General features: G+C 49.1%; 25 protein-coding genes. 16 read left to right on the forward strand and 9 right to left on the reverse strand.

The genetic code is table 11. The annotated features are described in order from the left end of the window. Nucleotides 1-3: 3 nt before the first annotated feature. Nucleotides 4-675 (reverse strand): helix-turn-helix domain-containing protein, encoded by a 672-nt coding sequence (locus AC3WRW_RS04685; RefSeq protein WP_492545204.1) that lies wholly within the window; start codon nucleotides 673-675, stop codon nucleotides 4-6. Nucleotides 676-846: 171 nt separating this feature from the next. Here AC3WRW_RS04685 and AC3WRW_RS04690 point away from each other — a divergent pair, with 171 nt between their 5' ends. The 7 genes from AC3WRW_RS04690 (at nucleotide 847) to AC3WRW_RS04720 (ending at nucleotide 8069) form a co-directional block, all read left to right on the forward strand. Beyond that, nucleotides 847-2883 carry a glycoside hydrolase family 15 protein gene (locus AC3WRW_RS04690; RefSeq protein WP_492545205.1) on the forward strand — a complete coding sequence of 679 codons (2037 nt, stop codon included), beginning with the start codon at nucleotides 847-849 and terminating at the stop codon, nucleotides 2881-2883. A gap of 18 nt (nucleotides 2884-2901) precedes the next feature. Beyond that, nucleotides 2902-4056 carry a glucose 1-dehydrogenase gene (locus tag AC3WRW_RS04695; protein WP_492545206.1) on the forward strand — a complete coding sequence of 385 codons (1155 nt, stop codon included), beginning with the start codon at nucleotides 2902-2904 and terminating at the stop codon, nucleotides 4054-4056. Nucleotides 4057-4282: 226 nt separating this feature from the next. Continuing rightward, nucleotides 4283-4702 carry a disulfide oxidoreductase gene (locus tag AC3WRW_RS04700; RefSeq protein ID WP_492545207.1) on the forward strand — a complete coding sequence of 140 codons (420 nt, stop codon included), beginning with the start codon at nucleotides 4283-4285 and terminating at the stop codon, nucleotides 4700-4702. Nucleotides 4703-4788: 86 nt separating this feature from the next. After that, complete coding sequence (locus AC3WRW_RS04705; protein WP_492545208.1) at nucleotides 4789-5787, forward strand: polysaccharide deacetylase family protein; 999 nt, start codon at nucleotides 4789-4791, stop codon at nucleotides 5785-5787. A 111-nt stretch (nucleotides 5788-5898) separates the two neighbouring features. After that, nucleotides 5899-6708 carry a glutamate racemase gene (gene racE, locus AC3WRW_RS04710; protein WP_492545209.1) on the forward strand — a complete coding sequence of 270 codons (810 nt, stop codon included), beginning with the start codon at nucleotides 5899-5901 and terminating at the stop codon, nucleotides 6706-6708. 167 nt (nucleotides 6709-6875) lie between these two features. Beyond that, nucleotides 6876-7766 carry a M14 family metallopeptidase gene (locus tag AC3WRW_RS04715; protein ID WP_492545210.1) on the forward strand — a complete coding sequence of 297 codons (891 nt, stop codon included), beginning with the start codon at nucleotides 6876-6878 and terminating at the stop codon, nucleotides 7764-7766. Nucleotides 7767-7856: 90 nt separating this feature from the next. After that, nucleotides 7857-8069: a hypothetical protein gene (locus AC3WRW_RS04720; RefSeq protein ID WP_492545211.1), complete on the forward strand. Its 213-nt coding sequence runs from the start codon at nucleotides 7857-7859 to the stop codon at nucleotides 8067-8069. A 52-nt stretch (nucleotides 8070-8121) separates the two neighbouring features. On the opposite strand, the gene AC3WRW_RS04725 is transcribed toward AC3WRW_RS04720, so the two are convergent. From AC3WRW_RS04725 to AC3WRW_RS04735, 3 genes are all read right to left on the reverse strand, one after another. Continuing rightward, nucleotides 8122-8301 carry a DUF2524 domain-containing protein gene (locus AC3WRW_RS04725; protein WP_171683683.1) on the reverse strand — a complete coding sequence of 60 codons (180 nt, stop codon included), beginning with the start codon at nucleotides 8299-8301 and terminating at the stop codon, nucleotides 8122-8124. A gap of 277 nt (nucleotides 8302-8578) precedes the next feature. Beyond that, the gene (locus tag AC3WRW_RS04730; RefSeq protein WP_492545212.1) at nucleotides 8579-8758 is read right to left on the reverse strand and encodes a hypothetical protein; all 180 of its coding nucleotides are present in this window, start codon (nucleotides 8756-8758) and stop codon (nucleotides 8579-8581) included. A gap of 198 nt (nucleotides 8759-8956) precedes the next feature. Beyond that, nucleotides 8957-11203, reverse strand: a complete 2247-nt coding sequence (locus AC3WRW_RS04735) for an FAD-dependent oxidoreductase (protein WP_492545213.1) — start codon at nucleotides 11201-11203, stop codon at nucleotides 8957-8959. A 122-nt stretch (nucleotides 11204-11325) separates the two neighbouring features. Between AC3WRW_RS04735 and AC3WRW_RS04740 the strand changes: the two genes are divergently transcribed. Beyond that, a complete protein-coding gene (locus AC3WRW_RS04740) occupies nucleotides 11326-12108 on the forward strand; it encodes a helix-turn-helix domain-containing protein (RefSeq protein WP_492545214.1) in 783 nt (260 codons plus the stop codon). A 45-nt stretch (nucleotides 12109-12153) separates the two neighbouring features. On the opposite strand, the gene ytvI is transcribed toward AC3WRW_RS04740, so the two are convergent. The 3 genes from ytvI to AC3WRW_RS04755 are packed head-to-tail and all read right to left on the reverse strand — an operon-like array spanning nucleotide 12154 to nucleotide 14431. Beyond that, nucleotides 12154-13266, reverse strand: coding sequence for a sporulation integral membrane protein YtvI (ytvI, locus tag AC3WRW_RS04745; RefSeq protein WP_492545215.1), 1113 nt, complete (start codon nucleotides 13264-13266; stop codon nucleotides 12154-12156). A gap of 25 nt (nucleotides 13267-13291) precedes the next feature. After that, complete coding sequence (map, locus tag AC3WRW_RS04750) at nucleotides 13292-14038, reverse strand: type I methionyl aminopeptidase (protein ID WP_492545216.1); 747 nt, start codon at nucleotides 14036-14038, stop codon at nucleotides 13292-13294. Nucleotides 14039-14071: 33 nt separating this feature from the next. Then, nucleotides 14072-14431, reverse strand: coding sequence for a winged helix-turn-helix transcriptional regulator (locus AC3WRW_RS04755; RefSeq protein ID WP_167060660.1), 360 nt, complete (start codon nucleotides 14429-14431; stop codon nucleotides 14072-14074). A gap of 250 nt (nucleotides 14432-14681) precedes the next feature. On the opposite strand from AC3WRW_RS04755, the gene AC3WRW_RS04760 reads away from it, so the two are divergent. Continuing rightward, complete coding sequence (locus AC3WRW_RS04760; RefSeq protein ID WP_171683677.1) at nucleotides 14682-14984, forward strand: iron-sulfur cluster assembly accessory protein; 303 nt, start codon at nucleotides 14682-14684, stop codon at nucleotides 14982-14984. Further along, nucleotides 14984-15205, forward strand: coding sequence for a YuzB family protein (locus tag AC3WRW_RS04765; protein WP_127454674.1), 222 nt, complete (start codon nucleotides 14984-14986; stop codon nucleotides 15203-15205). Before AC3WRW_RS04760 ends, AC3WRW_RS04765 begins: the two co-directional genes overlap by 1 nt. Before the next feature lie 43 nt (nucleotides 15206-15248). Here AC3WRW_RS04765 and AC3WRW_RS04770 read toward each other — a convergent pair whose 3' ends face one another. Together AC3WRW_RS04770 and AC3WRW_RS04775 are read right to left on the reverse strand one after the other, a co-directional pair. Continuing rightward, on the reverse strand, nucleotides 15249-15743 hold the full coding sequence (locus tag AC3WRW_RS04770; protein WP_492545217.1) for a glutathione peroxidase: 495 nt from the start codon (nucleotides 15741-15743) through the stop codon (nucleotides 15249-15251). Nucleotides 15744-15872: 129 nt separating this feature from the next. Then, nucleotides 15873-16763 carry a TIGR01777 family oxidoreductase gene (locus AC3WRW_RS04775; protein ID WP_492545218.1) on the reverse strand — a complete coding sequence of 297 codons (891 nt, stop codon included), beginning with the start codon at nucleotides 16761-16763 and terminating at the stop codon, nucleotides 15873-15875. Nucleotides 16764-16871: 108 nt separating this feature from the next. Between AC3WRW_RS04775 and AC3WRW_RS04780 the strand changes: the two genes are divergently transcribed. The 6 genes from AC3WRW_RS04780 to AC3WRW_RS04805 all read left to right on the forward strand — a co-directional run bounded on the left by AC3WRW_RS04780 (nucleotide 16872) and on the right by AC3WRW_RS04805 (nucleotide 22541). Then, nucleotides 16872-17879 carry a UCP032817 domain-containing protein gene (locus AC3WRW_RS04780; RefSeq protein WP_492545219.1) on the forward strand — a complete coding sequence of 336 codons (1008 nt, stop codon included), beginning with the start codon at nucleotides 16872-16874 and terminating at the stop codon, nucleotides 17877-17879. 138 nt (nucleotides 17880-18017) lie between these two features. After that, nucleotides 18018-18725, forward strand: coding sequence for a FadR/GntR family transcriptional regulator (locus AC3WRW_RS04785; protein WP_492545220.1), 708 nt, complete (start codon nucleotides 18018-18020; stop codon nucleotides 18723-18725). Between the two features lie 56 nt (nucleotides 18726-18781). Continuing rightward, nucleotides 18782-20014, forward strand: coding sequence for an MFS transporter (locus AC3WRW_RS04790; RefSeq protein ID WP_492545221.1), 1233 nt, complete (start codon nucleotides 18782-18784; stop codon nucleotides 20012-20014). A gap of 21 nt (nucleotides 20015-20035) precedes the next feature. Next, on the forward strand, nucleotides 20036-20842 hold the full coding sequence (locus tag AC3WRW_RS04795; protein WP_492545222.1) for an ABC transporter ATP-binding protein: 807 nt from the start codon (nucleotides 20036-20038) through the stop codon (nucleotides 20840-20842). Nucleotides 20843-21188: 346 nt separating this feature from the next. Next, nucleotides 21189-21617, forward strand: a complete 429-nt coding sequence (locus AC3WRW_RS04800) for a MarR family winged helix-turn-helix transcriptional regulator (RefSeq protein ID WP_171683670.1) — start codon at nucleotides 21189-21191, stop codon at nucleotides 21615-21617. Between the two features lie 234 nt (nucleotides 21618-21851). Beyond that, entirely contained in the window at nucleotides 21852-22541 is a 690-nt protein-coding gene (locus tag AC3WRW_RS04805; protein WP_492545223.1) for a carboxymuconolactone decarboxylase family protein, read from the forward strand. The last annotated feature ends 231 nt before the right edge of the window (nucleotides 22542-22772 follow it).

Here is a 22772-nt window from a genome sequence, read left to right on the forward strand (position 1 = left end):
TTGTTAGGTTGGGCGTTTTACAGAAGATAGCAGGGAATCTGCCGACGATAGACGGTCGTAGTGAAACTCCAAGCCCATGCCTGTATTTCGGGCAACGCTGCGCACAATGAGATCGTGATACTTTTTCTGGCGAATGGCAGCAATGACTACACATTTGGAGATGCCGAGCGGGTCAAAATAAAGTTTTCCATCTTTTTCATTGTATTTTTGTATCTGGTTCATATTGACGAAAAGGTCGGTATCCATTTTCTTAAAGCCCATCTCTTCAAGCTTGTCCAAGAAAAGACTGAAATCAAGCAATGAATTCATGCCTTGGCTGATGCGTTCGAATCGGGTGTGATAGATCATTTCTTTGGAACTGACTTCAATAAACAAGGTATCCGACATGGGAACAGGCTCCTGCATAGCGCTTTGGCTGCTGCCCGCGAATTCACTCTCGTTCTCAAGGTAGCCGGCTTTCTCCATTAAATCGGTGTACGGTATGTTGTAGGCATCCGACAGCTTTTTTAGCGTAACTGGCGATGGATTGATTTTCTCATTCGTCGAGCGGTTTCGCTCTAATTCCAGATCTCTGATGTAGGCATGTGAAAGTCCGCTTTTGTTAGCTGCCTCGCGCAGGGACATTTTGCCCCTCAAGCTTTCCAAAAACTTACCGAATCCTTCTAATTGCTTCATAGTGATAAATCCCTCCATATTGTTTAATTGTAAATGAGTTTCATGGAAATGAAAATGTGTAGACGTGAATTGGTGCCATTTTCCTTAAATCCCTGCGAAGTGGCGGTGCGTGCATATTTATGCTTTGCGATTGGTAAATTAGTAGCATCACCATGGAAAGAGGCTGATCGCATGGCAAGAGATTTACCCATTGGAAATGGGAATGTGCTCATTAATTTTGATGCTGCTTATAATATTCGTGACATGTATTACCCTTTAGTAGGTCAAGAGAATCAATCTAGCGATCATCTTTCACATTTCGGTATTTGGTGTGCGCAAGATTTCTTCTGGATCGACAATCCGGAGGTTTCAAAAAAGCTGAATTACCTTGAAGATTCGCTGGTTACCAACGTGGAAGGCACGCATGAGAGGCTGGGTTTAAACTTCGTTATCCGCGATGGCGTTGATGTTCAGCACAATGTGTTTCTGCGTAAAATGAAGCTGGAAAACCTTTTTGAAGAGGAAAGGGAGATCAAGCTTTACTTTCATTTGGATCTGCAAATCTATGGAAACGGGGTCGGAGACACCATTTATTTTGACCCTGAGCTAAATTCTCTGGTTTTCTATAAGGGGCATCGTTATATGTCATTGTCCGGTTTATCCCCGGATGCCGATCAGCCATTCCCGAGCGGTTACGCAACTGGGCAAAAAGGGATACGCGGTCTCGAAGGCACATGGCGTGATGCGGAAGACGGTCAACTAGGGGGAAATCCGATCGCACAAGGCTCGGTTGACGGGACGCTTGAATTGACGCTGCAGCTGCCTCCCAAGAGCTCCAAAGAAGCTTGGTTTTGGATTTGTTTTGGCCATACGAAGCAGGAAGTGGAGCAAATGGAAAGCATGCTTCGTATGGAGACGCCACAAGCATTGCTCCAACGCACTCATAATCATTGGGTGAATTGGGTCAACCAGGACGCTCACCAGCTCTCCTTGCTGAAGCCGGATTTGGCCTCTTTTTATAAAAGATGCTTGCTGATCACAAGGACAAACGTTGACAATCGCGGCGCGATTATTGCAGCGAATGACTCGGATATTTTGAAGTTTGCCAAAGATACCTACTCCTATATGTGGCCGCGGGACGGAGCGCTTGTTTCACACGCTTTAGACCGGGCCGGGTACTATGAGCTGTCGGGGAACTTTTTTGACTTTTGTAAGAAAGTGTTGACACCTGAGGGCTATCTCATGCACAAGTATAATCCGGATAGTTCCGTAGGCTCAAGTTGGCACCCTTGGGTGGATGGTCAGGGCAAAAAGCAGCTTGCCATTCAAGAGGATGAAACGGCGCTCGTGCTTTATACACTGTGGCATCACCATAAGCTGGCAGGTACGCTGGAAAGTTCCCGTGAGGACTATGAGCAGCTTGTCCAACCGGCGGCCGATTTCCTTGTCCATTATCGGGATGCATCGGGTTTGCCGCTGCCCTCCTACGATCTTTGGGAAGAGCGCTATGGCGTTCTTGCCTTTACGGTTGCCTCTGTACATGCAGGTTTGGTTGCCGCTTCCCGTTTCGCTGATTACCATCAGGATAAAGCGCGTGCCGTTTATTATGCGGATATTGCCGATCAGGTGAAAAAGGCGGCGGAACAACAGCTGTTCGCGGCTGACCAAAATCGCTTTTTGCGGGCATTGTACTGGAGCTATGAAAAAAACCAATATGTGCCGGATTATACGTTGGACATGAGCATGTACGGGTTGTTCGACTTCGGGTTATTTGAGCTGGAGGATCCCAGGATCGTGGAAACGATGCGGATGCTGAAAGAGAAATTATGGGTACAAACGGATATCGGCGGCATTGCGAGGTATGAAAATGACTACTACCATCAGGTAACGAACGATGTTGCCAAAGTGCCCGGCAATCCGTGGTTTATTTGTACGCTGTGGTATGCGGAATGGCTGGTGGCTTCTGCCAAAAACGCCGATGATTTGCAGGAAGCGGAAAATTTGATGCGCTGGGCGATTCGCCACGCACTGCCATCAGGCACGATGGCTGAGCAGGTACACCCGTTCACAGGAGCTCCGCTGTCCGTATCGCCGCTTACGTGGTCCCACGCTTCCTTCATTAAAGTGACGCAGGAATATTTGTCAAAGTTAAAGACATTCACCCGGGCGGGAACGAAGCAGCCGGCGGATGCCAGCGAGGACAAAGTGCTGGAGCCGGTTGTTCATTAGCTGGAAGGAGATGAAGTGATGAAAGCTATTCGCGTTAAAGAATTGCGGCAGGGCAACCCTTCCATTGTTCTGGAGACCGTGGACGATCCTGTCATTTCTCATCCGCAAGAGGTCATTGTCAAGGTTCTGGCAGTGGGGTTGGACGGCACGGATAAGGAGATTTTGCAGGAAAAATACGGCGTTCCCCCGCAGGGGGAAAACGATTTGACCACGGGACATGAATCCCTTGGGGTCGTGACCGAGGCTGGGGTGGAGAGCGGGTTTCAGCCTGGCGATCTCGTCACCGCGATTGTCCGGCGGCCCTGCCGAAATCAAAGCTGTGTCAATTGCCGCAACGGTCACTCTGACTTCTGTCAGACGGGTGAATTTGTGGAACGCGGCATCAAAGGCGCCCACGGCTTCCTCTCCGAGCTTTACAAGGAGGAGGGGCGCTATTTGGTGCAGGTGCCGTCTGACCTGCTGGAGCACGGCGTGCTCGTCGAGCCGCAGAGCATCGTCGAGAAGGTATGGGATCAGGTGCTGCGCGTACAGCAACGGCTAATTTGGGAGCCGAGAACAGCGCTCATTCTCGGCTCCGGCCCGCTGGGGCTGCTCGCCGCGATGACGTGCCGTCTGTTGGGGCTGGACGCGTACGTCTGGTCCAAATCGCCGCAGGACAGTCTGCAAGCGCAGCTTGTGAAAGACTGCGGGGGCGTGTTTCAGCCGGCCGATGAGGGCGGCCTTAGCTTGACGGCTTATGCCGAGGGGCTCGGCAAGCCGTTGGACCTGATCCTCGAATGCACGGGCTTCAGCCCGCTCGCCTTCGAGGCCATGTCCGTTCTTGCGCCGAACGGCGTGCTGGCGCTGCTCGGGGTCACGCCGGCTGACCGCAAGCTGGAGATTTCATCCGACATGCTCAATCAGAGCATGGTGCTGGAGAACAAATGCGTGATCGGCTCGGTGAACGCAGCGCGCAAAGATTTTGAGACGGCCATCTACCGGCTGCAGCAGATGGAGATGAAGTATCCCGTTTGGCTGGACCGTTTGGTCACCAACCGGATGAAGCTGGATGCTGTGCCGCAGCTGGATTTTGCGAGCATCCCGATCAAAGCGGTCGTCGACATCGTTCCGGTGGAGCAGTGGCGCGAGCTGGTGAAGCAGACGAACGAAGTGGCGTATAGTTTTTCGGTTTAAGCAGGCTGGTTGCGGCCTGCTTTTTTGTTTGGGCTTGCGCGGATGAGGGCGCGCGGCCGGGGGGAATTTATTGTGAGCCGTCCGAAAAGGCCGTCTCGCGAGAAGGATATGCGGATAGGAGGGGCCGCGCCCCCATATCCGCCCCATTGCCACTCCTCCCCCCCAAAAGGTTAGACTTCCCTGCATAATTTTTCTATAATAATGGGAAAGAGGAGGACGAGCACTCATGTCAAAAAAATTTTTTAGGGAAAACGGCATGCACCTATCATGGCTTCTAGCTTTAATCGCCACACTAGGGAGCCTGTATTTCTCGGAAATTATGCACTTCATACCGTGCAAATTATGCTGGTATCAACGCATTCTGATGTACCCGCTGGTCGTTATTTTGGGGATCGCAGCCGTGCGCAGAGACTACAAGCTGACGATTTATGTATTGCCTTTGACGATATGGGGAGCCTGCATTTCCGTGTATCATGTACTGCTGCAATCCGGGGTTTTTCACGAATCCGCAACGAGCTGCGGGCCTGTTCCCTGTGACGTGGATTACTTGAACTGGCTTGGATTTATTACGATTCCAATGCTTGCCGGAACGGCTTTTATTGTGATCAGCATTCTCCAATATTTGACTTACCGAGCTACGAAATAAACGCCACGCACCAAAAATAGGCAGGTAATTTGTCAGGCGCTGTCGAAATGAATACCGAACGTATTCATTCCTAACGAGGTGCTAAGATGACACCAATTACTAAAAGTGCTGCACTGCTGATCCTGCTAAGCGCAACATTGGTCGGTTGTGCAGACAAAAGCCTGATTCCCCCTGCCGCCGAGGCTGTAACACCAAGCCCGCAAACGACAGCAAAAGCGGAAGCACCTAAGCCTACGCTAGCTCCAACTTCAACTCCTAAACCATCAGCTACTCCCATACCGACTCCAACGCCTACAGCAGCTCCAAGTGCAACTCCGCACCCAACGACTGCTCCCAGCCCGACTGCATCAGCAAAGCCTGCAGCGGACACGGCAAAAACGAAACCAACCGCAGGGGACAAGGTGCCCTATTCATGGTACTACATGAAGAAGAAAACGGGGCAGGTTCCCGATTTTCCGAAAGAAACGAAATCATTTACCGCGGATCAGAAAGCCGTATGGGTGGGGACCGGGAAAAAGGTCTACTTAACCATCGACGCCGGCGGCCCGTTAATCGAAGTGGATTTGATGTTGAAATCGTTGAAGGAAAACGGTGTGAAAGCGAACTTTTTCATTTCGGGCAACAATATTAAGAAGAATCCGGACTATTTAAAAAGAGTTGTGGAGGATGGCCATTTTGTTGCCAACCATACGATGACGCACAACGATTTCAATGAGCTGAGCGATGATCAGATTCGCAAGGAAATTACGGATTTTGAAGCGCTGTACAAAAAGCTGACGGGCAAAGAAGTCGAGAAATATTTCCGCTTCCCTTACGGCCACTACAATATGCATAACTTGAGTTTAGTATCGAGCATGGGATATACCTCTGTCTTTTGGTCAACGGCGATGCGCGATTGGGAGCCGAGAGCGAACGGCGCCGAGGATCCGTACAATGATATTATGAATAATTTGCATGATGGCAATGTTATTTTGATGCATCAGGGCTCTTTGGAAAACATGCAGGCGCTCTCGCGCATTTGCAAAGAGATCAAGAAGAAAGGCTATGAGTTCGCGCTTGTGAATGATTTGCAGCCCCCAAAATAGGTGACGGACCAATAATCAATGTCGCAAGCCTAGGTACCTTTCAGCTTGTACGTTCATATTCTATCCATGTGGCCTGTGAATTTCATTAACCGGCAAAGGAAGCGGATAGTTGTGCAGCAAGCGATAGCCGTACTGGACTCCGGTGTCGGAGGATTAACTGTAGTCAAAGAACTCATGAGACAGCTGCCGCAAGAAAAAGTGATTTATTTCGGCGATACGGCCCGAAGTCCTTATGGTCCGCGATCTCCCTCTGAAGTACGCACATTTACCCGGCAAATCGTGGATTACTTAATTCAATTTAATCCTAAAATGATAGTGATCGCTTGCAACACGGCAACCGCTGTTGCCATAGAAGATATACGCGAACATGTCCCGATTCCGGTGTTGGGTGTCATCTCACCAGGGGCGAGAGCCGCGATTAAACATACGCGAAGCGGGATTGTTGGGGTCATCGGCACCGATGGAACGATCCGCAGCAAAGCATATGAGCATGCGCTGCGGTTAATTTCTCCGGGCATTCAAGTGTACAGCGAGGCTTGCCCGCTCTTGGCCCCTTTCGTAGAGAAAGGGCTGTTTGGCAGGGAACAAGAGCAGGAAATTGTCGAGCAATCGCTTCGCCCGCTCATTGGCAAGCCGATCGATTGCTTAATCTTGGGCTGTACGCATTATCCGTTTCTGATGGAACCGATCTCCCGGGTGATGGGGCCGAAAGTGACGTTGATCTCATCGGCAGACGAAACGGCCAGAGAAATCAGTGCGATTCTGTATCACCGTGACATGATGGAAACATCCGGATTGCTGCCAATCCATCAATTTTTCTGCAGCGGAGATCCCGTTTTATTTAAACGAATAACAGAAAGTTGGCTCAAAGAGCAGATTGCCATTACGCCTGTCGTTTGGCAGGTGCCTAACATTTTTTGAAGAGGCTATCCCCAGTCATCTCGATGACTTGCGGGATAGCTTTTTATGTTAATTTCCAGTTAGCTCCCGCCCCTTCAGGCAGATAGCTCCATTACCCCCGCATGAATCCGGAGCGGCAGGCATATTCATAACCTACGTAGGAGATCAAAGTGCTGTGAGGTGGTCGTATGGTAGGATACGGATATGGGACGCTTTGCGATGAATTGAATCGGCTCGGCAGGATTTATCCTTTCCTGCATGTCGAAGTTATAGGGGAAAGTGTGATGGGGAAAGGCATCCCTGCGCTGCGCATCGGTCAAGGCGCAAGAGAGCTGCATGTCAACGCAGCGGTTCATGCCAATGAGTGGATTACGACGCCCCTGATCATGCAGTTTGTAGAGGATCTTGCTTGCTCGTATGCCCGGGGGACGGCATGGCATGGCAGGAACACGAGGCGTCTCCTTTCGGAGTATTCGCTCTGGGTCGTTCCCATGGTGAATCCCGATGGCGTTGAGCTTGTGCTGAATGGCGTTAGCCCTGAGCATCCGCATCAAGCGAGCCTGCTGGAATGGAATGAAGGGGAGCCGGATTTCAGCAGCTGGAAAGCTAATATACGAGGCGTGGACCTTAATGACCAATTTCCTGCCCATTGGGAGGAGGAAGCGGAACGAAGAGGGCAGCCCGGACCCGGTCCGCGCGATTATGGCGGGGAGAAGCCATTAACGGAACCTGAGGCCGTGGCGCTCGCTCGTTTTACAGAATATCATCCCTTCGAGTTCGTCGTTGCGCTGCATACGCAGGGAAGGGAAATTTACTGGAATTACCGTGGATATGAACCGCCGGAATCCGAGGCGATTGCGGAGCAACTAGCCAGAGTTAGCGGTTATGAGCCGGTGAAATTAACGGATAGCGACGCAGGCTATAAAGATTGGTTTATTCAGCATTTTCGCAAACCCGGATTTACCGTCGAAGTGGGAGTTGGTGTCAATCCGCTGCCCGCGGAATCTTTTGCCGAGCTGTACGCTGAGATTGCTCCGATTCTTCTGACTGCACTGGATTTGCAAACCGTTAACCAATAGACAAGTAATGAGAACTATACCTTGCTTCCCAAGAACCGTTATGTCCAGAGTTCATATACTGGAATAAGGAATCGGCTGGGAGGCGAGGATATGGCACCACCTAAAGGGAAGGGCAAGGTAGCGAAGAAGAAAGTTGTATCATCCAGAGAACAGTATACGATGAAAATTGTGGAGTCTTCCACCTGTGCGGTATGTAAAACGCAATGCGCGAGAGGACTTCGATACTTGGCTTTAATGGCCCAACCGGGGGCTGTCGGCAGAGGGGTTCCATGCATTTTAACAAGAAGAAAAATCAATGGGTAATCAGTGAAAAAAGTCCGCGCCCACAATAAGGAGGCATGGACTTTTCTTTATTTTACCTGTAAGGGATATGTTCATGCGGGATGGAGCATTTATTCTGAATCCAATGGATTTGGTTCTCAAGCCGGTTGCGCTGCTCTTGCGACCCTTGAAATTGCTCCAGCTCTTGGATGAGATTATGCAAGTCAGAGCTCGCATTCGCGCAGTCGTAGCTGCTTTCTAAATTATCCAGCATAGGTCATCCTCCTGATGTTCCATTTTCCTTATTTATGTCCTTTGCCGCTTTTCTGATCCTGTGTTTTTGTCGTTGTATTTTTTCTGGATTGGCCTTGCTGCTTATGATCTGCTGACATGGTTGTTCACTCCTTGGATATGGTTGTTATAGTTGTTGGACAGTGCGAGTTTATTATAAGCAGTTCACTGATTTTGATACGGCCGGATTCGTAAAAAATAAAAACCCAACGAGCGATGGGGATCGTTCGTTGGGCTGTATGCCGAGACAAAGATTACGATTAATGGTTGGAATGGAGCAGTTTATCTTCAAGACGTTGCTTTACTTTTTTGATGGCGTCTGTCTCTAGTTTGTGATTCATGGTGAACTTCGCGCCAGTCAGTGCAAGCGCTTCCTTGACAGTCATTTCTACATAAATAATCTCTTCGCCTTGTGGAATTTGAACGGAATTCTGATTCATTTTCATCACTCCTATGTCAACTTTTTGAAGAGGAAACCTTGATTTGACGCACTTTTAATATAACATACCATGTTAGGTTAAGCAAGGGATATTAAGACCTATTTATTAGAAAAGATTGTCGGAAGGAAGCTTGTGCAGAAACGAAAAAACCACGCCAAACGCCAGCATATGCCGAGCGGTTTAGCGTGATTTCCACAATTAACTATAGCAGCGAATCTCTACAATTTCAGCTTTTGCCGTGCCGTTCGTTGACTCCACCAATATACGCAGACGGTCGGTTTCAACGGTTTCGAAGAAGGTATGCGTATGATGGCGAGTATGATTATCGACCCCTTCGGCCACTGTTTTCCAGTCTCCTCCGACATAGGCTTGCAGCTTATAGTTTTTAACCAGCTCGGGAATAATCTCGAACTCTGTCCGATGGTGATGCAAATTAATGAGGTCTTCATTGACATCGTCATTCAGCGTAAGGTACACGGTGCGGATCGGCACCGGTGCCGGCCAACTGACTTCCAGCCATTCCGGCTTACCGGCTTCCATCACAGCCGACGACCATTGGTTAGGGCCTCCGTATGGCCGTTTATAGCCATTAGCCGCTTTATCCGCCGCAAATGCGGAGGTCGGCGAGAGCAGCCGGAAGCATACCGGCTTGCGAACGAATTCTTTGGAGCTCCAATCGATAACGGGCTGGTGATGATGCATGTCGCCGAAATCCGCGGAATCATCCGTTTCTTTTTTCTTGAAGGAGAGAACGCCGGATTGAGGCTGTGCGGACAAGTGTACAGACAGAGCCGGGTTGCTCTTCAGAATAATAAACGCATTCTGTGCCGTGTCCGGGTGCCAGCTCAGCGGTGCTTCTATCCACTGCCCGGTTCCCTTGGCTACAGCGACTTGCACGACCGAAATTTGGGTGTGCGGGACATAGTTTTGCGGCTTTCCTGTGCTCCACAGCTCAACCGTGAGCACGGTAGCTTCCGAGGCATCCAGCAGCAGCTCGATGCCCTCAATGAACGGATCTGCGGGCACGAGAACCGCCGTATGTGCGGCAAGCGGGATGACTGCCGCAGATTCCTCAAGAGCGAGCTGCGTCAAGGTGCTGGACGCTGTCAAAGAAGCGCTGAGCACGAGGTCTGACGCATCCTCGTTTCTCACGCCGAGCACGGCGGCATCCTGGCGCAGCAGTGTCTGCTGCAGCTCGCTCAGGTGGCTGCCGTGCAGCTCGCGAGGCGAGATGCCCTTCGCTGCGCAAAGAGCAGCGCCAGTGCCCGCGGCTTCGCCGATAACGGCGCAAGTCGCCATGACGCGCGTCGTGCCAAAAGCAACGTGGGACGCGCTGATATTGCGCCCGGCCATCAACATATTCGATACATTGGACGAATAGAGGGAACGGAACGGGATATGGTAGCTGCCGTCCATATGCATATGTTTGGAGCCTTTTGCGGTGGCATACATCCCTTGCGGCGGGTGCAGGTCGATTGACCAGCCGCCGAAGGCTACGCGGTCTTCAAACAGCTCCTGTGCAATGACATCGTTCTGATTCAGCACGTAGTCACCTACGAAACGACGGTACTCCCGTTTCCCGGGAACGGAACCGATCCATTCGAGCGTGAGGTTCTCGCTATCGAATTTGCGGGAATTTTTGATATAATCCCAAATCCCGTAAATAACGGACGACAGCTCGTCGCGGATCCTTTCATTATCATGAACCGTATCCAGCTCGCCGCCCCATTCGATCCACCAGTAAGCGCATCCGTTATCGCCGCTGCGAATGACGCGCTTCATCGGAATGGAGGTTTGGGTGATGTCTTTCGCGAAGCTTGGCGGGATGTAATTAACCGGACGCCCTGCGTCTTTGGTATAGAAGAGCAAGGTGCTTCCCAGCGTGATATCATCCGGTACGAGAGGAGCCCACTCTTCATGGAATTCCTCCTGCGCTTCACGGCCGATACGGAACTTCGCACCTGCCAGAAAACCGACTAATCCATCGCCGGTGCAATCCAGATAAACGCGGCTATCAAAACGGATCCGGCGTTCAGAGCCCATCATCCAGCCAGTAACGGACCGAATTGTTCGGGAATTCTCTTCTCCGTCAGCTTCAACCTCATGTACGTCTGTATTCAAGAACAGCGTAATATTTTTTTCGGCTTTCACTTTTTCCAGCACGATCAGGTCCCACATATAAGGATTTCCGTCGATATTGCGGTATTGGTTCTCCACGAACATTTCACCCATAATCCCGGTTTCACGCGCATTGCGGTGAACGCCATGGGAGGTAGCTCCACACACCCAGACGCGAACTTCACTGCTGGCATTGCCGCCAAGTACAGGGCGATTCTGGACGAGCGAAACGGTTTGCCCTAATCTTGCCGCCGCGATTGCTGCGCATACGCCTGCCAAACCTCCGCCGACGACGGTAATATCGGATGTCACGATTTCATGTTTCATGAATAAGCACCTCACTCGAAATAGAATATCTCTGGTTTCATTCTAAAAGATTCTATTCCCAATGAACATGCAGTCAATTACAATAAACATATACTTTATTTCATTCGTAAGGAGTGGTGGGCATGGCCGTTCGCGATGTGGCTTTGAAGCTCCTCTCCCACGTGTATTGGCACGAAAAAGCGGAGTTTATGTATGACGAAGACACGTATCCCTGCTGGACGCTTTTTGCCGTGGAAGAGGGAAGATTCTTTTATGGGATCGGCGAGCAAAAGGGGGAAGCGGGATTCGGCGATATCGTGGTATGTCCGCCTCATATTGGTTTTCAAAGGCGCACACTGGAGCCGTTGTCGTTTCATTTTCTGCAATTTGTCTGGCTTTCAGAGCCAAGCGCGGAGGAAGCGGGCATATGGAGCGGCAAGCTTGCCGTTAACGACAGGGAGAGACTGGCTTCCAATTACCATTATCTGAAAAAGATGTCCGGTTGGGACGAAGAGAGCACGCTGCATAAACAGCATATGCTCAGCGATTTGCTCCGATTGGTTATCATCGAGCGGGACAGCAAAGACGGAATTTCCTCAGAACGCGACGATCTAATGGAAAAAGCACGCCAATATTTGACGGATCATGCGTATGGCAGCTTATCCATGTTGGATTTGGCGGAAAGTCTGGAGCTCACCCCGGTGCAGTTGACACGCAGGTTTCGCAAATCTTTTGCGCAAACGCCTTCGCAATTTTTGAACGAAATGCGTTTAACGAGGGTGCGCCATTTGCTGGAAGGGTCCCCATTAACCTTGGATGCCATCGCTGCAAAATGCGGATTTGAAAACGGATTTTATTTGAGCCGCGTGTTTACGCAAAAAATAGGGATGGCTCCTTCGGTGTATCGAAGCATGTATCGCGTATAACTAAAAAAGCCTGCCTTCCATACGAATGGAGGCAGAGCTTTTGAATTAAGGACCGGCATTAGGCAGTCTGCTTTGAGCGTACTCGTCTTCCGGCTTGCGGATCCAGCGCTGAAAGTATCCTTGCGTATACAGGGCTTTGAGTAGAATGATCAAGACCGGCGAAAGAATGACACCCGCGACGCCAAATAAGGAAAGGGATACGATCATAAAAGCTAACGTCGTGAACGCCGAAACGCCTAGCGATTCCCCAGTGATCTTAGGCTCCATGATTTGTCTGACAAGAATGACGACAAGCAGCAGGGCGCTTAACCAGATGGCCAGTGTTGTTTGTCCCACGATAAACAGATAAATGATCCATGGGATGAACAAGGTTGAAACTCCCAGCAACGGCAGAACATCGAAGACACCAGAGAGCAGAGCGATGGAAAAAGCGTTATTAACGCCTAGCAGAAGCAGGGCAATGAAGATGACGATGAACGTCAAACTTATGAGCTTGAACTGTGCTTTTACATAGGAAACGATGCCCTTTACGACATTTTCTTTGAGAAAAAAGAAAACGGATTTGAACGTTTTCGGCGTTTTCTCGCTGGCCAGGCGTTTCCAAGAATCGATTTCAATACTGAGGAAGTAGGCCAATATGATTCCGACGATGAAGTTGAACATGAAGGTAGAAAAGGAAGTCAGCGAGGCTACTAGTCCGGATAAGAAAGATATGATGAATTTGGAAGCGTTCCCTGCGAATTGCCCGGCATATTCTTTGGCTTTGACAATGACATCGGGAGGCAATGTTTGAAACCGATCATTTAATTCACTGATTTTATGTACGATTTGGTCATTGAAGATAGCTTGATAGTCGTCTACTTTATCGACAAGGCTCATGATCTGGCTTGTGAAAATAACGGCGGCACCGGTTAGTGCGCCTAAGATGATCAAGACGAAGAGGATGGTCGAAATGGCAGATGCAATCGACTTGCGCATTCCTTTCCGATTCAGAAACCTAGCTAAAGGCTCGATCATCATGAAAATGATCAGAGCCAGAAAGATAGGCGTAGCGATGCGATACAAATAGCTGAACAACAGCATGAATAAGTAGACGGTTAGAACAATGAGAGCAATGTCAAAAGCAGTTCTCCAATATTTCTTGTAAAAAGAAATCATGCATGTTCCTCCGGGGACTATGGGTTTATTGTTCCGTCAAAATAACCGGTCCTTGGCTCGTAATCGCAATCGTGTGTTCATATTGAGCGGACAGACTTCCATCGTAAGTTCTTGCTGTCCAGCCGTCTGCATCGACTTTAGAGTGAAATTTGCCGACATTCAGCATCGGTTCGATCGTGAAAACCATGCCTTCTTTGATACGCGGTCCTTTGCCTGCCGGTCCGTAATGCGGAACCTGCGGTTCTTCATGCATTTCGGAGCCGATTCCGTGACCGATAAAGTCTCTGACAACGGAGAAGCCGTGCGATTCCGCGTACACTTGAATGGCATGCGAGACATCGCCGATGCGGTTGCCTGGAACTGCTTGTTCAATGCCTTTGTACAAGGACTCTTTCGTTACTTTCAGCAATTTCTCGGCGGTTGGAGAGATGTTTCCAACGGCATAGGACCAAGCGGAGTCTGCCAGCCAGCCATCAATTCGCACCACCATGTCAATCGTGACGATATCGCCGTCGTTCAGCGCCTCTTTCTTCGGAAAGCCGTGGCAGATGACGTCGTTAACGGATGCGCAAGTCGCATAAGGGTAACCGTGATAGCCCTTTTGTTCAGGTGTTGCGCCGTGCTTCGCCAGAAAGCCTTCTACGAACTGGTCGATTTCCCAGGTTGTGATGCCGGGGCGAATCATTTTGGCGATTTCTTTATGGCAGTCTGCCAGTATGCGCCCTGCCTTGCCCATTTTTTCTATTTGCTCTTTGGTTTTGATCGTAATCACTTATGTCCAACTCCTCTGGTGATATTTCATTCATTATGTCCACTTTGCAGACCATAGCTTCATCTCTTTTAATATTTGATGCAAATCCTGGCCTTTAGGTGTCAATGTATACTCTACGGTAACAGGAACAGTAGGGTAAGCCATCCGCTCTAAAACGCCATGATCTTCGAGATGACGCAGAATATCGGTTAAGGATTTCGGGCTGATTCCTGTCACTTGACGCTGCAATTCGCCGAAACGCTTCGTACCGCAAAATAATTCCCGAAGGACGAGAAATGCCCATTTTCCGCCGATCACTTCAAGTGTCCGTTCAATGGAGCATTCGATTTCTTTGGGTACTTTAGGAACATAGTTGCTGAGTGGGGCGACTTTATCATTCTCAAGGGTTGACATCAGAAACGCGTCCTTTCCAATTGGCATGTACGTTACTATCTACAAAGTAAGTAAGTTACCATCCTGTAATTAGGGTAGAATATTTTCACTACTATGTATTTTAAAGTTCGTGAAGCCAATTAGCAATAGCAAGGCGGCTTTTACGGTGTTTGTGAATCGCTTTCAAGTTAGACGCGGACAAAGGTTGATTTCGTGTCTTAGATTCTTTACAATAAGAAATAAAAATTATTGTTTCAGGAGATGTGTACATATGAAAGTCAAAATTTCCCGCAATGCAGCGAAAGTACTTCAACTAGAGCTTGATAAAGAAGAAAACAAAGGCCTATTGGTTCGTGTACAAGTGACTCATCAACATGGCGACCATGCTCACTATGGTTTGGGTCTTGACGATAAAACTGCCAAAGACGTCGTTGTAAGCACCGATAAAGGCATCGATGTTTTACTTGACGGAAGTGAACCATTGCTTGACGGCATCCGTATCGACTACTTCTACACACCAGAAGAAGGCTTTATGATTACGAACCCAAGCAAGGGGAACCACGGAGATCACTAATGCGCAATGATATTCGCATTTGTGATAAATGCAAACATATGAAGGTGAAATCCGCACTTTCAAAAATTAAAGTCATTGCACCCGATGCTGAAGTCAAAGTTGCCTGCAAGTCTTACTGCGGCCCTTGTTCTCGTTTTGCTTTTATATTCATTAATGGCCGATATGTGACTGGAGCAACCGAAGACGAAGCGATTGAAAAAGCGAAAAAATATGTGAAATAACAAAAACCGTCTGGGTATCCAGGCGGTTTTTTTATTGGGAAAACTAAGCATGAACCGCAGACTTCGCTAAAAGCTTCTGAATCTCTTTTTCAATTTTGCGCGGCGTGGTGGTCGGCGAGAATCGTTTGATGACGCTGCCTTCTTGGTCCACCAGAAATTTCGTGAAATTCCACTTGATGCCCGAACCGAACAGTCCGGAAGCCTGCTGCTTCAAGTGGCGGTAGAGCGGATGGGTGTCAGCGCCGTTGACGTCTATTTTGGAGAACAAGGGGAAGTTGACGCCGAAATTGATCTGGCATGCCTGCTCAACCTGCTCATCGCTGCCAGGCTCTTGGTCTTTGAACTGATTGCACGGAAATCCTAATACGTTGAAACCTTGATCTTTATAAGTGTCATGAAGCTCTTGAAGTCCCTTGAATTGAGGAGCGAATCCGCATTTGGTCGCGGTATTGACGATAAGCAGCACTTGACCCTTGTAGTCGGCAAGCGACTTTTCTTCACCGCGGATCGTCCGGGCTGTAAATTGATGAACGCTCAAAAGAATCACCTTCTCATAATTATTTTGTACAATTTAATTTTATACAATTTTAATCGAGTTGAAAAGCTTTTTTTGAGAAAAATTCGGACAAGAGGAAACCCAGATTTCGAGTCGCTCGAAAGTCTGGGTTTATTGCTGCACGATATCCGCCAGCGCGATATCAACGGATGTATAGGTGAAATCGAAGCCATGCTGCAGCAGTACGCGGGGCAGCACTTTCTGGCCTTCCAGAAGCAAGACAGACAATTCCCCGAAAATGAGCTTCATCATAAAAGAGGGGAGTGGGAACAAATTCGGTCTGTGCAGCGCTTTGGCGAGTGCCGCTCCGAATTGCTTATTCGTGACGGGACTTGGCGCCGTAGCATTGACAGGCCCGCTGATGGACTCGTTCCGTATGCAGAAATCGATCAATCTCACCATATCTTCGATGTGAATCCAGGACAGCCATTGCTTGCCGCTGCCAATGGTGCCGCCAACGCCCAGCTTATAAGGCAGGGCCATTTTGGGGAATGCGCCCTCTTTGCCATCCAGCACAAGTCCGACGCGGACTTTCACGATGCGGGGTCCCTGGATGTGATCTGCCGCGCGTTCCCATTTCTCAACGACACCGGATAAGAAATCCGTCGCATTGTGCGGGCTGCGCTCATCGAAGGTGGCCGTCTCCGACGTGCCATAAACGGACATGCCCGAGGCGTTGACGACAACCTGCGGCTTAACGTTCATACGTTCAACAAGCTGAGCTACCTGTTCAGCAGCCTGTAAACGGGAATTCAGAATTCTTTGCTTTGCCGCAGCTGTCCAGCGTTGATTAATGGACTCGCCTGCCAAATTTACAATGGCGTCAAGCTCCGTAATTCCAGCAGAATGGCTTTGCAGTTGATCCCATGTGACCGTTTGAACGCCACTAACGCTGCTTTTGGGAGTGCGCGAGATGTTGATCACTTCATGGCCTTGCTGAAGCAAGTACGCAATTAAATGTTTTCCAATAAACCCGCTGCCGCCGGTGACTGCTATTTTCATTTATGCACGCCTCCTTTTTTTCATTATAGGCCTACTAGGCAATGTTTTCCAAGAGCCTTATTCTTCTCTTTACAAGGCTGTGGTATATTTGAAAAAGGAGGGATGCTTATGTTTCGTTTTTTATTCGGAAAATCGCCTAAACCGTCCAAACGCAGCCAACTTGGTAAACGTACTGCTAAGCCAGTCTTCCGTGCCTCGGAATTGCCTCAAGGCCTAGGCTTGCTGGAAGGCATTCCGCTTGAGCGCGTCGCAGCTAAGCTGGAGAGCTCCATTGCGCCGGACTTTATCGAAAGGCTTCAATATCGGGTAAAAGCAGAAAATCCGGGCATGTCCGACGATGAATTTGCCTGCAAATGGTTTGAACTTAAACGTTATTTCTTGATGAACCTTATTATGAAACAAACGCCGATGTTCAGCAGCGAGATTGATGACATCTGGCATGAAATGCTGATGTTCACCCGGGAATATCACAGATTCGGTGAACAATTCGCCGGCGGCGTCATCCATCATGCTCCGGAACGCGAACCGAAGCAGCTCCCGGGAGAGCGCGCTTGGTTTGATTGGATGTATGCCCATCTGTTTGAATTTGCGCCGAGCAGCAAGCGCTGCTGGAACGGATTTTTCCGCAATCCGCTGGATGCTGAACGCACAGAGCTGCTCCGTGAAGGCCAAGCGGATGCGATATCCGCCAGCCTGTTCAATATGGAGCAAGCCCGCCGGTATCCTGAGGTCGCTGAAACGATACGCCTCTTGATTGAGCAAGCCGTTCTGGACGCAAGGAATGCCGCAAAGAGCCGCCGTTTGGAGGATACGGGCTGGGAACATTCAATGTCAAACCCGAACTCGATGGTTTATCTCGCAGGCGCCATGATGTTCTTCTCCATGCAGAATCCGTCAAGCTATGCGAGCGATATGAATGCCAGCTTCCCGGAGAATTCACCTGTAGAACCGCGAGATAAGAGCAGTTGTTCTTCATCGGGCTGCGGGGGCACTTGGGATTCCGGAGGGAACAATGACAGCTCCGGAGATCAAGGGGGAGGCAGTTCCTGCTCATCACACTCTTCCTGTTCGTCCGGCTCCTCTTGTTCGTCATGTTCAAGCTGTGGTTCCAGTTAAAAAGCAGTCTGTCAAGGCGGCAAGCACTTTCCTTCAGAGAGCTCGGGGAAGTGTTTTTCTTTTTTTAGGGAATGCTAAAATTAATCTGGAAAAATCAAGATCAGTTATGCTATACTCTTCCAAACAGGAGATGATCAGATGAATTCGAAAATGTCTTTTCAGCCGCTGAACCGACCCAAGCTGGTTGACGATGTGGTGAATCAACTGCAGAAGAAAATTTCGGAAGGAGAAATTAAGCCTGGCGACAAGATTCCGACGGAGCCGGAACTGATGCAGCAGTTCGCTGTCGGCCGTTCGACCATCCGCGAAGCGGTTAGGGTGCTGGTGCATGCCGGTCTGCTGGAGAAAAAGCAGGGCTTCGGCACTTTTTTGAAAGCACAGTCAGTCATGCAGGAGCCGCTGGACCACCGGCTGCGCAGAGCCGAGATTCTCGAAGTGTACGAAGTGAGAAAGATGCTCGAGCTGGAAATATCCCGATTAGCCGCTGAGCGCCGCGACGAGAACGACCTTGAGCAAATGCGCAGTGCGCTGGATCAACGGTTTGAAGCTTTGGAGAAAGGCGATACCGTCACGTATTTAAGCTATGATGTGAAATTTCATCTTGCCATCGCCATCGCCAGCAAAAACAGCATCGTCATCGACTTGTATCGTTCCTTCACTTCCGCGCTCTTGGAGGCGTCGCATAAACTGGTAAGTGTCGAGACGGTACACGATCCCCACCATTTGTACCACGAGAACATGTACCAAGCGATCAAAGATAAGGATGTCGCGGCAGCCGAGTACTGGACCTTGAAAAATCTGGATGAGACCGTCACACAGCTTAAAGAATATGTAAACAAGGAGTAGATTTACTCTCCTGTCATTTTAAACGTCAGATGATATGATGAAGGGGGCTGGCACCAATGTCAGAATCAATTTCAGCACGCAATCAAACGGTTTATGCGATTTTATTTTCCATCTCTTTAGTCCATTTGTTGAATGACTCCATTCAATCCGTTATTCCCGCTATGTTTCCGATTCTTCATAATTCGCTCCAGCTCAGCTTTACGCAAATCGGGTGGATTGCCTTTACGCTGAACGTAACGGCTTCCATGTTCCAGCCCTTGATCGGACTGTATACCGATGCAAAACCTAAGCCGTTTTTGCTGCCCGCAGGTGTGTTTTTCTCGCTTTTGGGCGTGATTTTACTCGCCGTAGCGTCTTCGTTCGTTCAAGTGCTCGGGGCCGTTATTCTTGTCGGTCTAGGTTCCTCCGTGCTTCATCCGGAAGCGTCGCGTGTAGCTTATTTGGCTGCCGGACCCCGCAGAGGGCTTGCGCAGTCAATCTTCCAAACCGGCGGCAACATCGGCCAGGCGCTCGCTCCCGTATTTACAGCCCTGATTTTCGTACCGTTCGGGCAATTCGGCATTATCTGGTTCTCGCTAGTCGCAGCGGCGGCGATTGTCGTCCAATTTTTCGTAGCCAAATGGTATCGCAAGGCGGGAAGCGGCCGTTCTGCTTCATCACGGAAAACAGCGGTCTTGAAACAAACGCTGCCGCGTAAAACAGTGGCTTATGCGATTACGATTTTGATCATGCTCTTATTTTCCAAGTTCGTTTATGTGGCCAGCATGACAGGCTTCTATGCTTTTTATTTAATCGAGCACGATCAACTCTCCGTTGAAAAAGCGCAGTTGTTCATCTTTACCTTGCTTGCTGCCGGAGCAGTCGGCACGTTCATGGGCGGACCGCTTGCGGACCGATTCGGAAGACGGAACATGATCTGGTTTTCGATTTTGGGCACGGCTCCGTTCTCGCTGCTCTTACCGTATGCCAATTTATTTTGGGCAGGTGTGCTCTGTGCGTGCATTGGGTTCATTCTGCTTTCCGGTTTCTCCGTCATTGTCGTTTATGCTCAGGAGCTGCTGCCCGGCAAAGTGGGCACGGTCTCAGGCCTGTTCTTCGGCCTTGCTTTCGGTTTAGGCGGAATAGGCTCAGCTGTGCTGGGCACACTTGCCGATGCGACGAGCATCTCATTCGTCATTAAGCTTTGTGCCTTCCTGCCGTTAATCGGGCTGTTGGCCGCGTTCCTTCCCTCCGATAAAAAACTGAATTTGAGCCAAGTTGATTTGCCGCAAAACGCGGTAAAAGCATGATGAATTGCGAGGTAATCCTACATGACGCCGATTATTGAGATGAACAATGTCTCTTGGTACAGAGACAATAAAACGATATTGAACCAAGTGAACTGGCAGGTGTCCAAACAGGAGCATTGGGCTGTTCTGGGCTTGAACGGCTCGGGCAAAACGACGATGCTGAATATGATCAATGGCTACATCTGGCCGAGCCAAGGGCATATGTCCGTACTTGGTCATCCGTTTGGAACGGTTGATTTAAGAGAACTGCGTAAAATGATCGGCTGGGTAAGCTCTTCCCTGCAGGAGAAGCTGTATGCCTCCGACAAAACCCAGCATGTCGTCATCAGCGGAAAGCATGCCTCCATCGGGCTGTATGAGAAACCGAGCGAGGCGGATTTCGAGCAAGCCAGAGCGCTTATGCAGCGCCTTAATTGCATGCATTTATACGATCGCACTTATCAATCCTGCTCGCAGGGAGAGAAGCAAAAGCTTCTGATCGCCCGAGCGTTAATGGCTTCCCCGAAGCTGCTGATTTTGGATGAAGCCACGAATGGACTCGATTTTCTTTCCCGGGAAGCTTTGTTGTCCAGCATTCAAGAATTGGCGAAAGGACCGGATGCTCCGACATTATTGTTCGTGACGCATCACATTGAAGAAATTATCCCGATTTTCAATCAAACCTTATTGATCCGCCGCGGTGAGGTGTTTGCGAAGGGGCTGTCACGCGATGTGCTGACAAGCGCCGGCTTATCTTCCTTTTTCGAGACGGAGGTAGAGGTCAACTGGCGGAGCGATCGTCCATGGCTCTCGATTCCTGCCAATGATTTGACGAGTAATGATGCATAAGGTTGAACATAAAGGCGCTTTCCTATGGGAAGGTGCCTTTATTTGTGGGAAATATTGACATAAACCTCTTTGTGCCCTACTATATATTTAGATATCTAATTAAATCGCGGGGAAGGGGGTGCAACCATGAAATCGTGCCCGATCAATCCTCAAAAATCACTGCTCAAGCCAAAGTTTTTCGGCTGTCTTATCTGTTATACGGCTGGTTGGATTTCGTATTGGCATGCGAAGTGGAAAATGTCCAGAAGTGAGCGCTGAGTCTGCTTGCTTCCAATATGTTCATCAGTGAGGTGATCGTATATAATGGCTATATAACGGAGAAGCAACTTGTAAAGGGAGAACCAACATGAAAGCTACACTACATGAGTCTATTGGATTTTGGTTAAAAAAGAATTACCGCAATGCCTGCAATTATTTGGATCAGCGGCTGGATGAGCAGGGCGTCACGAACTCTCAGCTCGGCGTTCTTATGATTCTATGGGAACAAGAAGGCTGCACCCAGAAAGATATGGTTCAAATTCTCGGTATACAACCGGCCTCCATGACCTTCCTGCTGCGCGGCTTAGAAGAGAGAGGGATGATCAAACGCGTGCAAGATAAGTTGGATACCCGTATTAATCGGATTTTTTTGACAGAGAAGGGCTCCTCGATTAAAGAGGCTTGTTTGGCCATCGTGGAGGAAGGCGAGAAGATGATACGCCAAGGTTTTTCCGAGCAAGAGATCGCTTTGATGCTGCATTGGATGAAGCGTGTTGACAGCAATTTTCAAGGCTAGGTTGGCGGGCGCTTCTAATTTGATTATAGGCGTTTTTTTAAATATATAGTTAGATATCTAAATTAAAATAAATCGGTTATATACGATTACAACGGTAATTATAACGTATTTCGTACGAAAAGTGTGGATTTTTATAAAAATTTTACAAAATAAAGTCGAAATATATATGTGTTGACATCCAAAAATAAGTTAGATATCATAATATTCGAATCGAAGAAATGGAGGAATATGGAAATGAATATGAATCATTCTAATTCTTTGTATGAGCGGAGCAATTTGAAAAGAGTTGCAGAATTGCAAGAAATTGTGCCTCAAGGCTCCAAAGCGTTTTTTCAGTTTATGGGGGAAGCTTTTGCCGGGAAAGCGATTGCTTCGAGAACGAAAGAATTAATTGCCGTTGCCGTGACGCATGTCACAGGGTGTCCTTACTGCATTGACGTTCACACAGGAAAATTCAAGAAACTGGAGGGCTCGGTTGAAGAAGTGGTGGAAGCTATTCTTGTGGCAGGCGCAGTGAATGCGGAAACGGTGCTGTTTCATAGCGTAAACGCATGGAATACCATGCATGATCTCGTTTCCAATGAGCTGTATGCAACGAGTAATGCAAGCAAACTGCCGCAGGTTAAAGAAACTCGTCCAGAAACCTTCGCCGCTTTTGAACAATTCCAATCCACCGCTATGGCGGATGGGGCTATCGATGCCAAAACGAAACAGTTGATTGCAGTTGTGATCGCTCATGTGAATGGCTGCGCGTATAGTATCGACAACCACACCCGTAAGTTTAAGGCGCTAGGCGGATCAGCGGAAGAACTGATGGAAGGGCTGCTTGTCGGCGGTGTTGCCAATGCAGGTTATGTCTTGACGCATGGAATAAATGCGCTTAACGCTTTTGACTATCATTCGGATGCCGTAGCTTCGAATTAGAAGCTCTGAGGAAGTGAACCGTGAAAGGAGGAGGTACAGTGTCTACGATCACAATGGTTGTTGTTGGATGTTTGCTGGTGTGCTGCTGCGCGTTTTTCGTCATCAGCAAGATGCGGAAACGGTCGAAATGAGGTAAGCGCTTGTCTAACAGCCATTCAACCAACGTTGGACTCGCTGCTTGCCTGCAAAGACGGTTGAATGGCTTACATCAGGATCGGAAGGTGAGTTGCA

The organism is Paenibacillus sp. FW126-R14 (assembly GCF_058789495.1).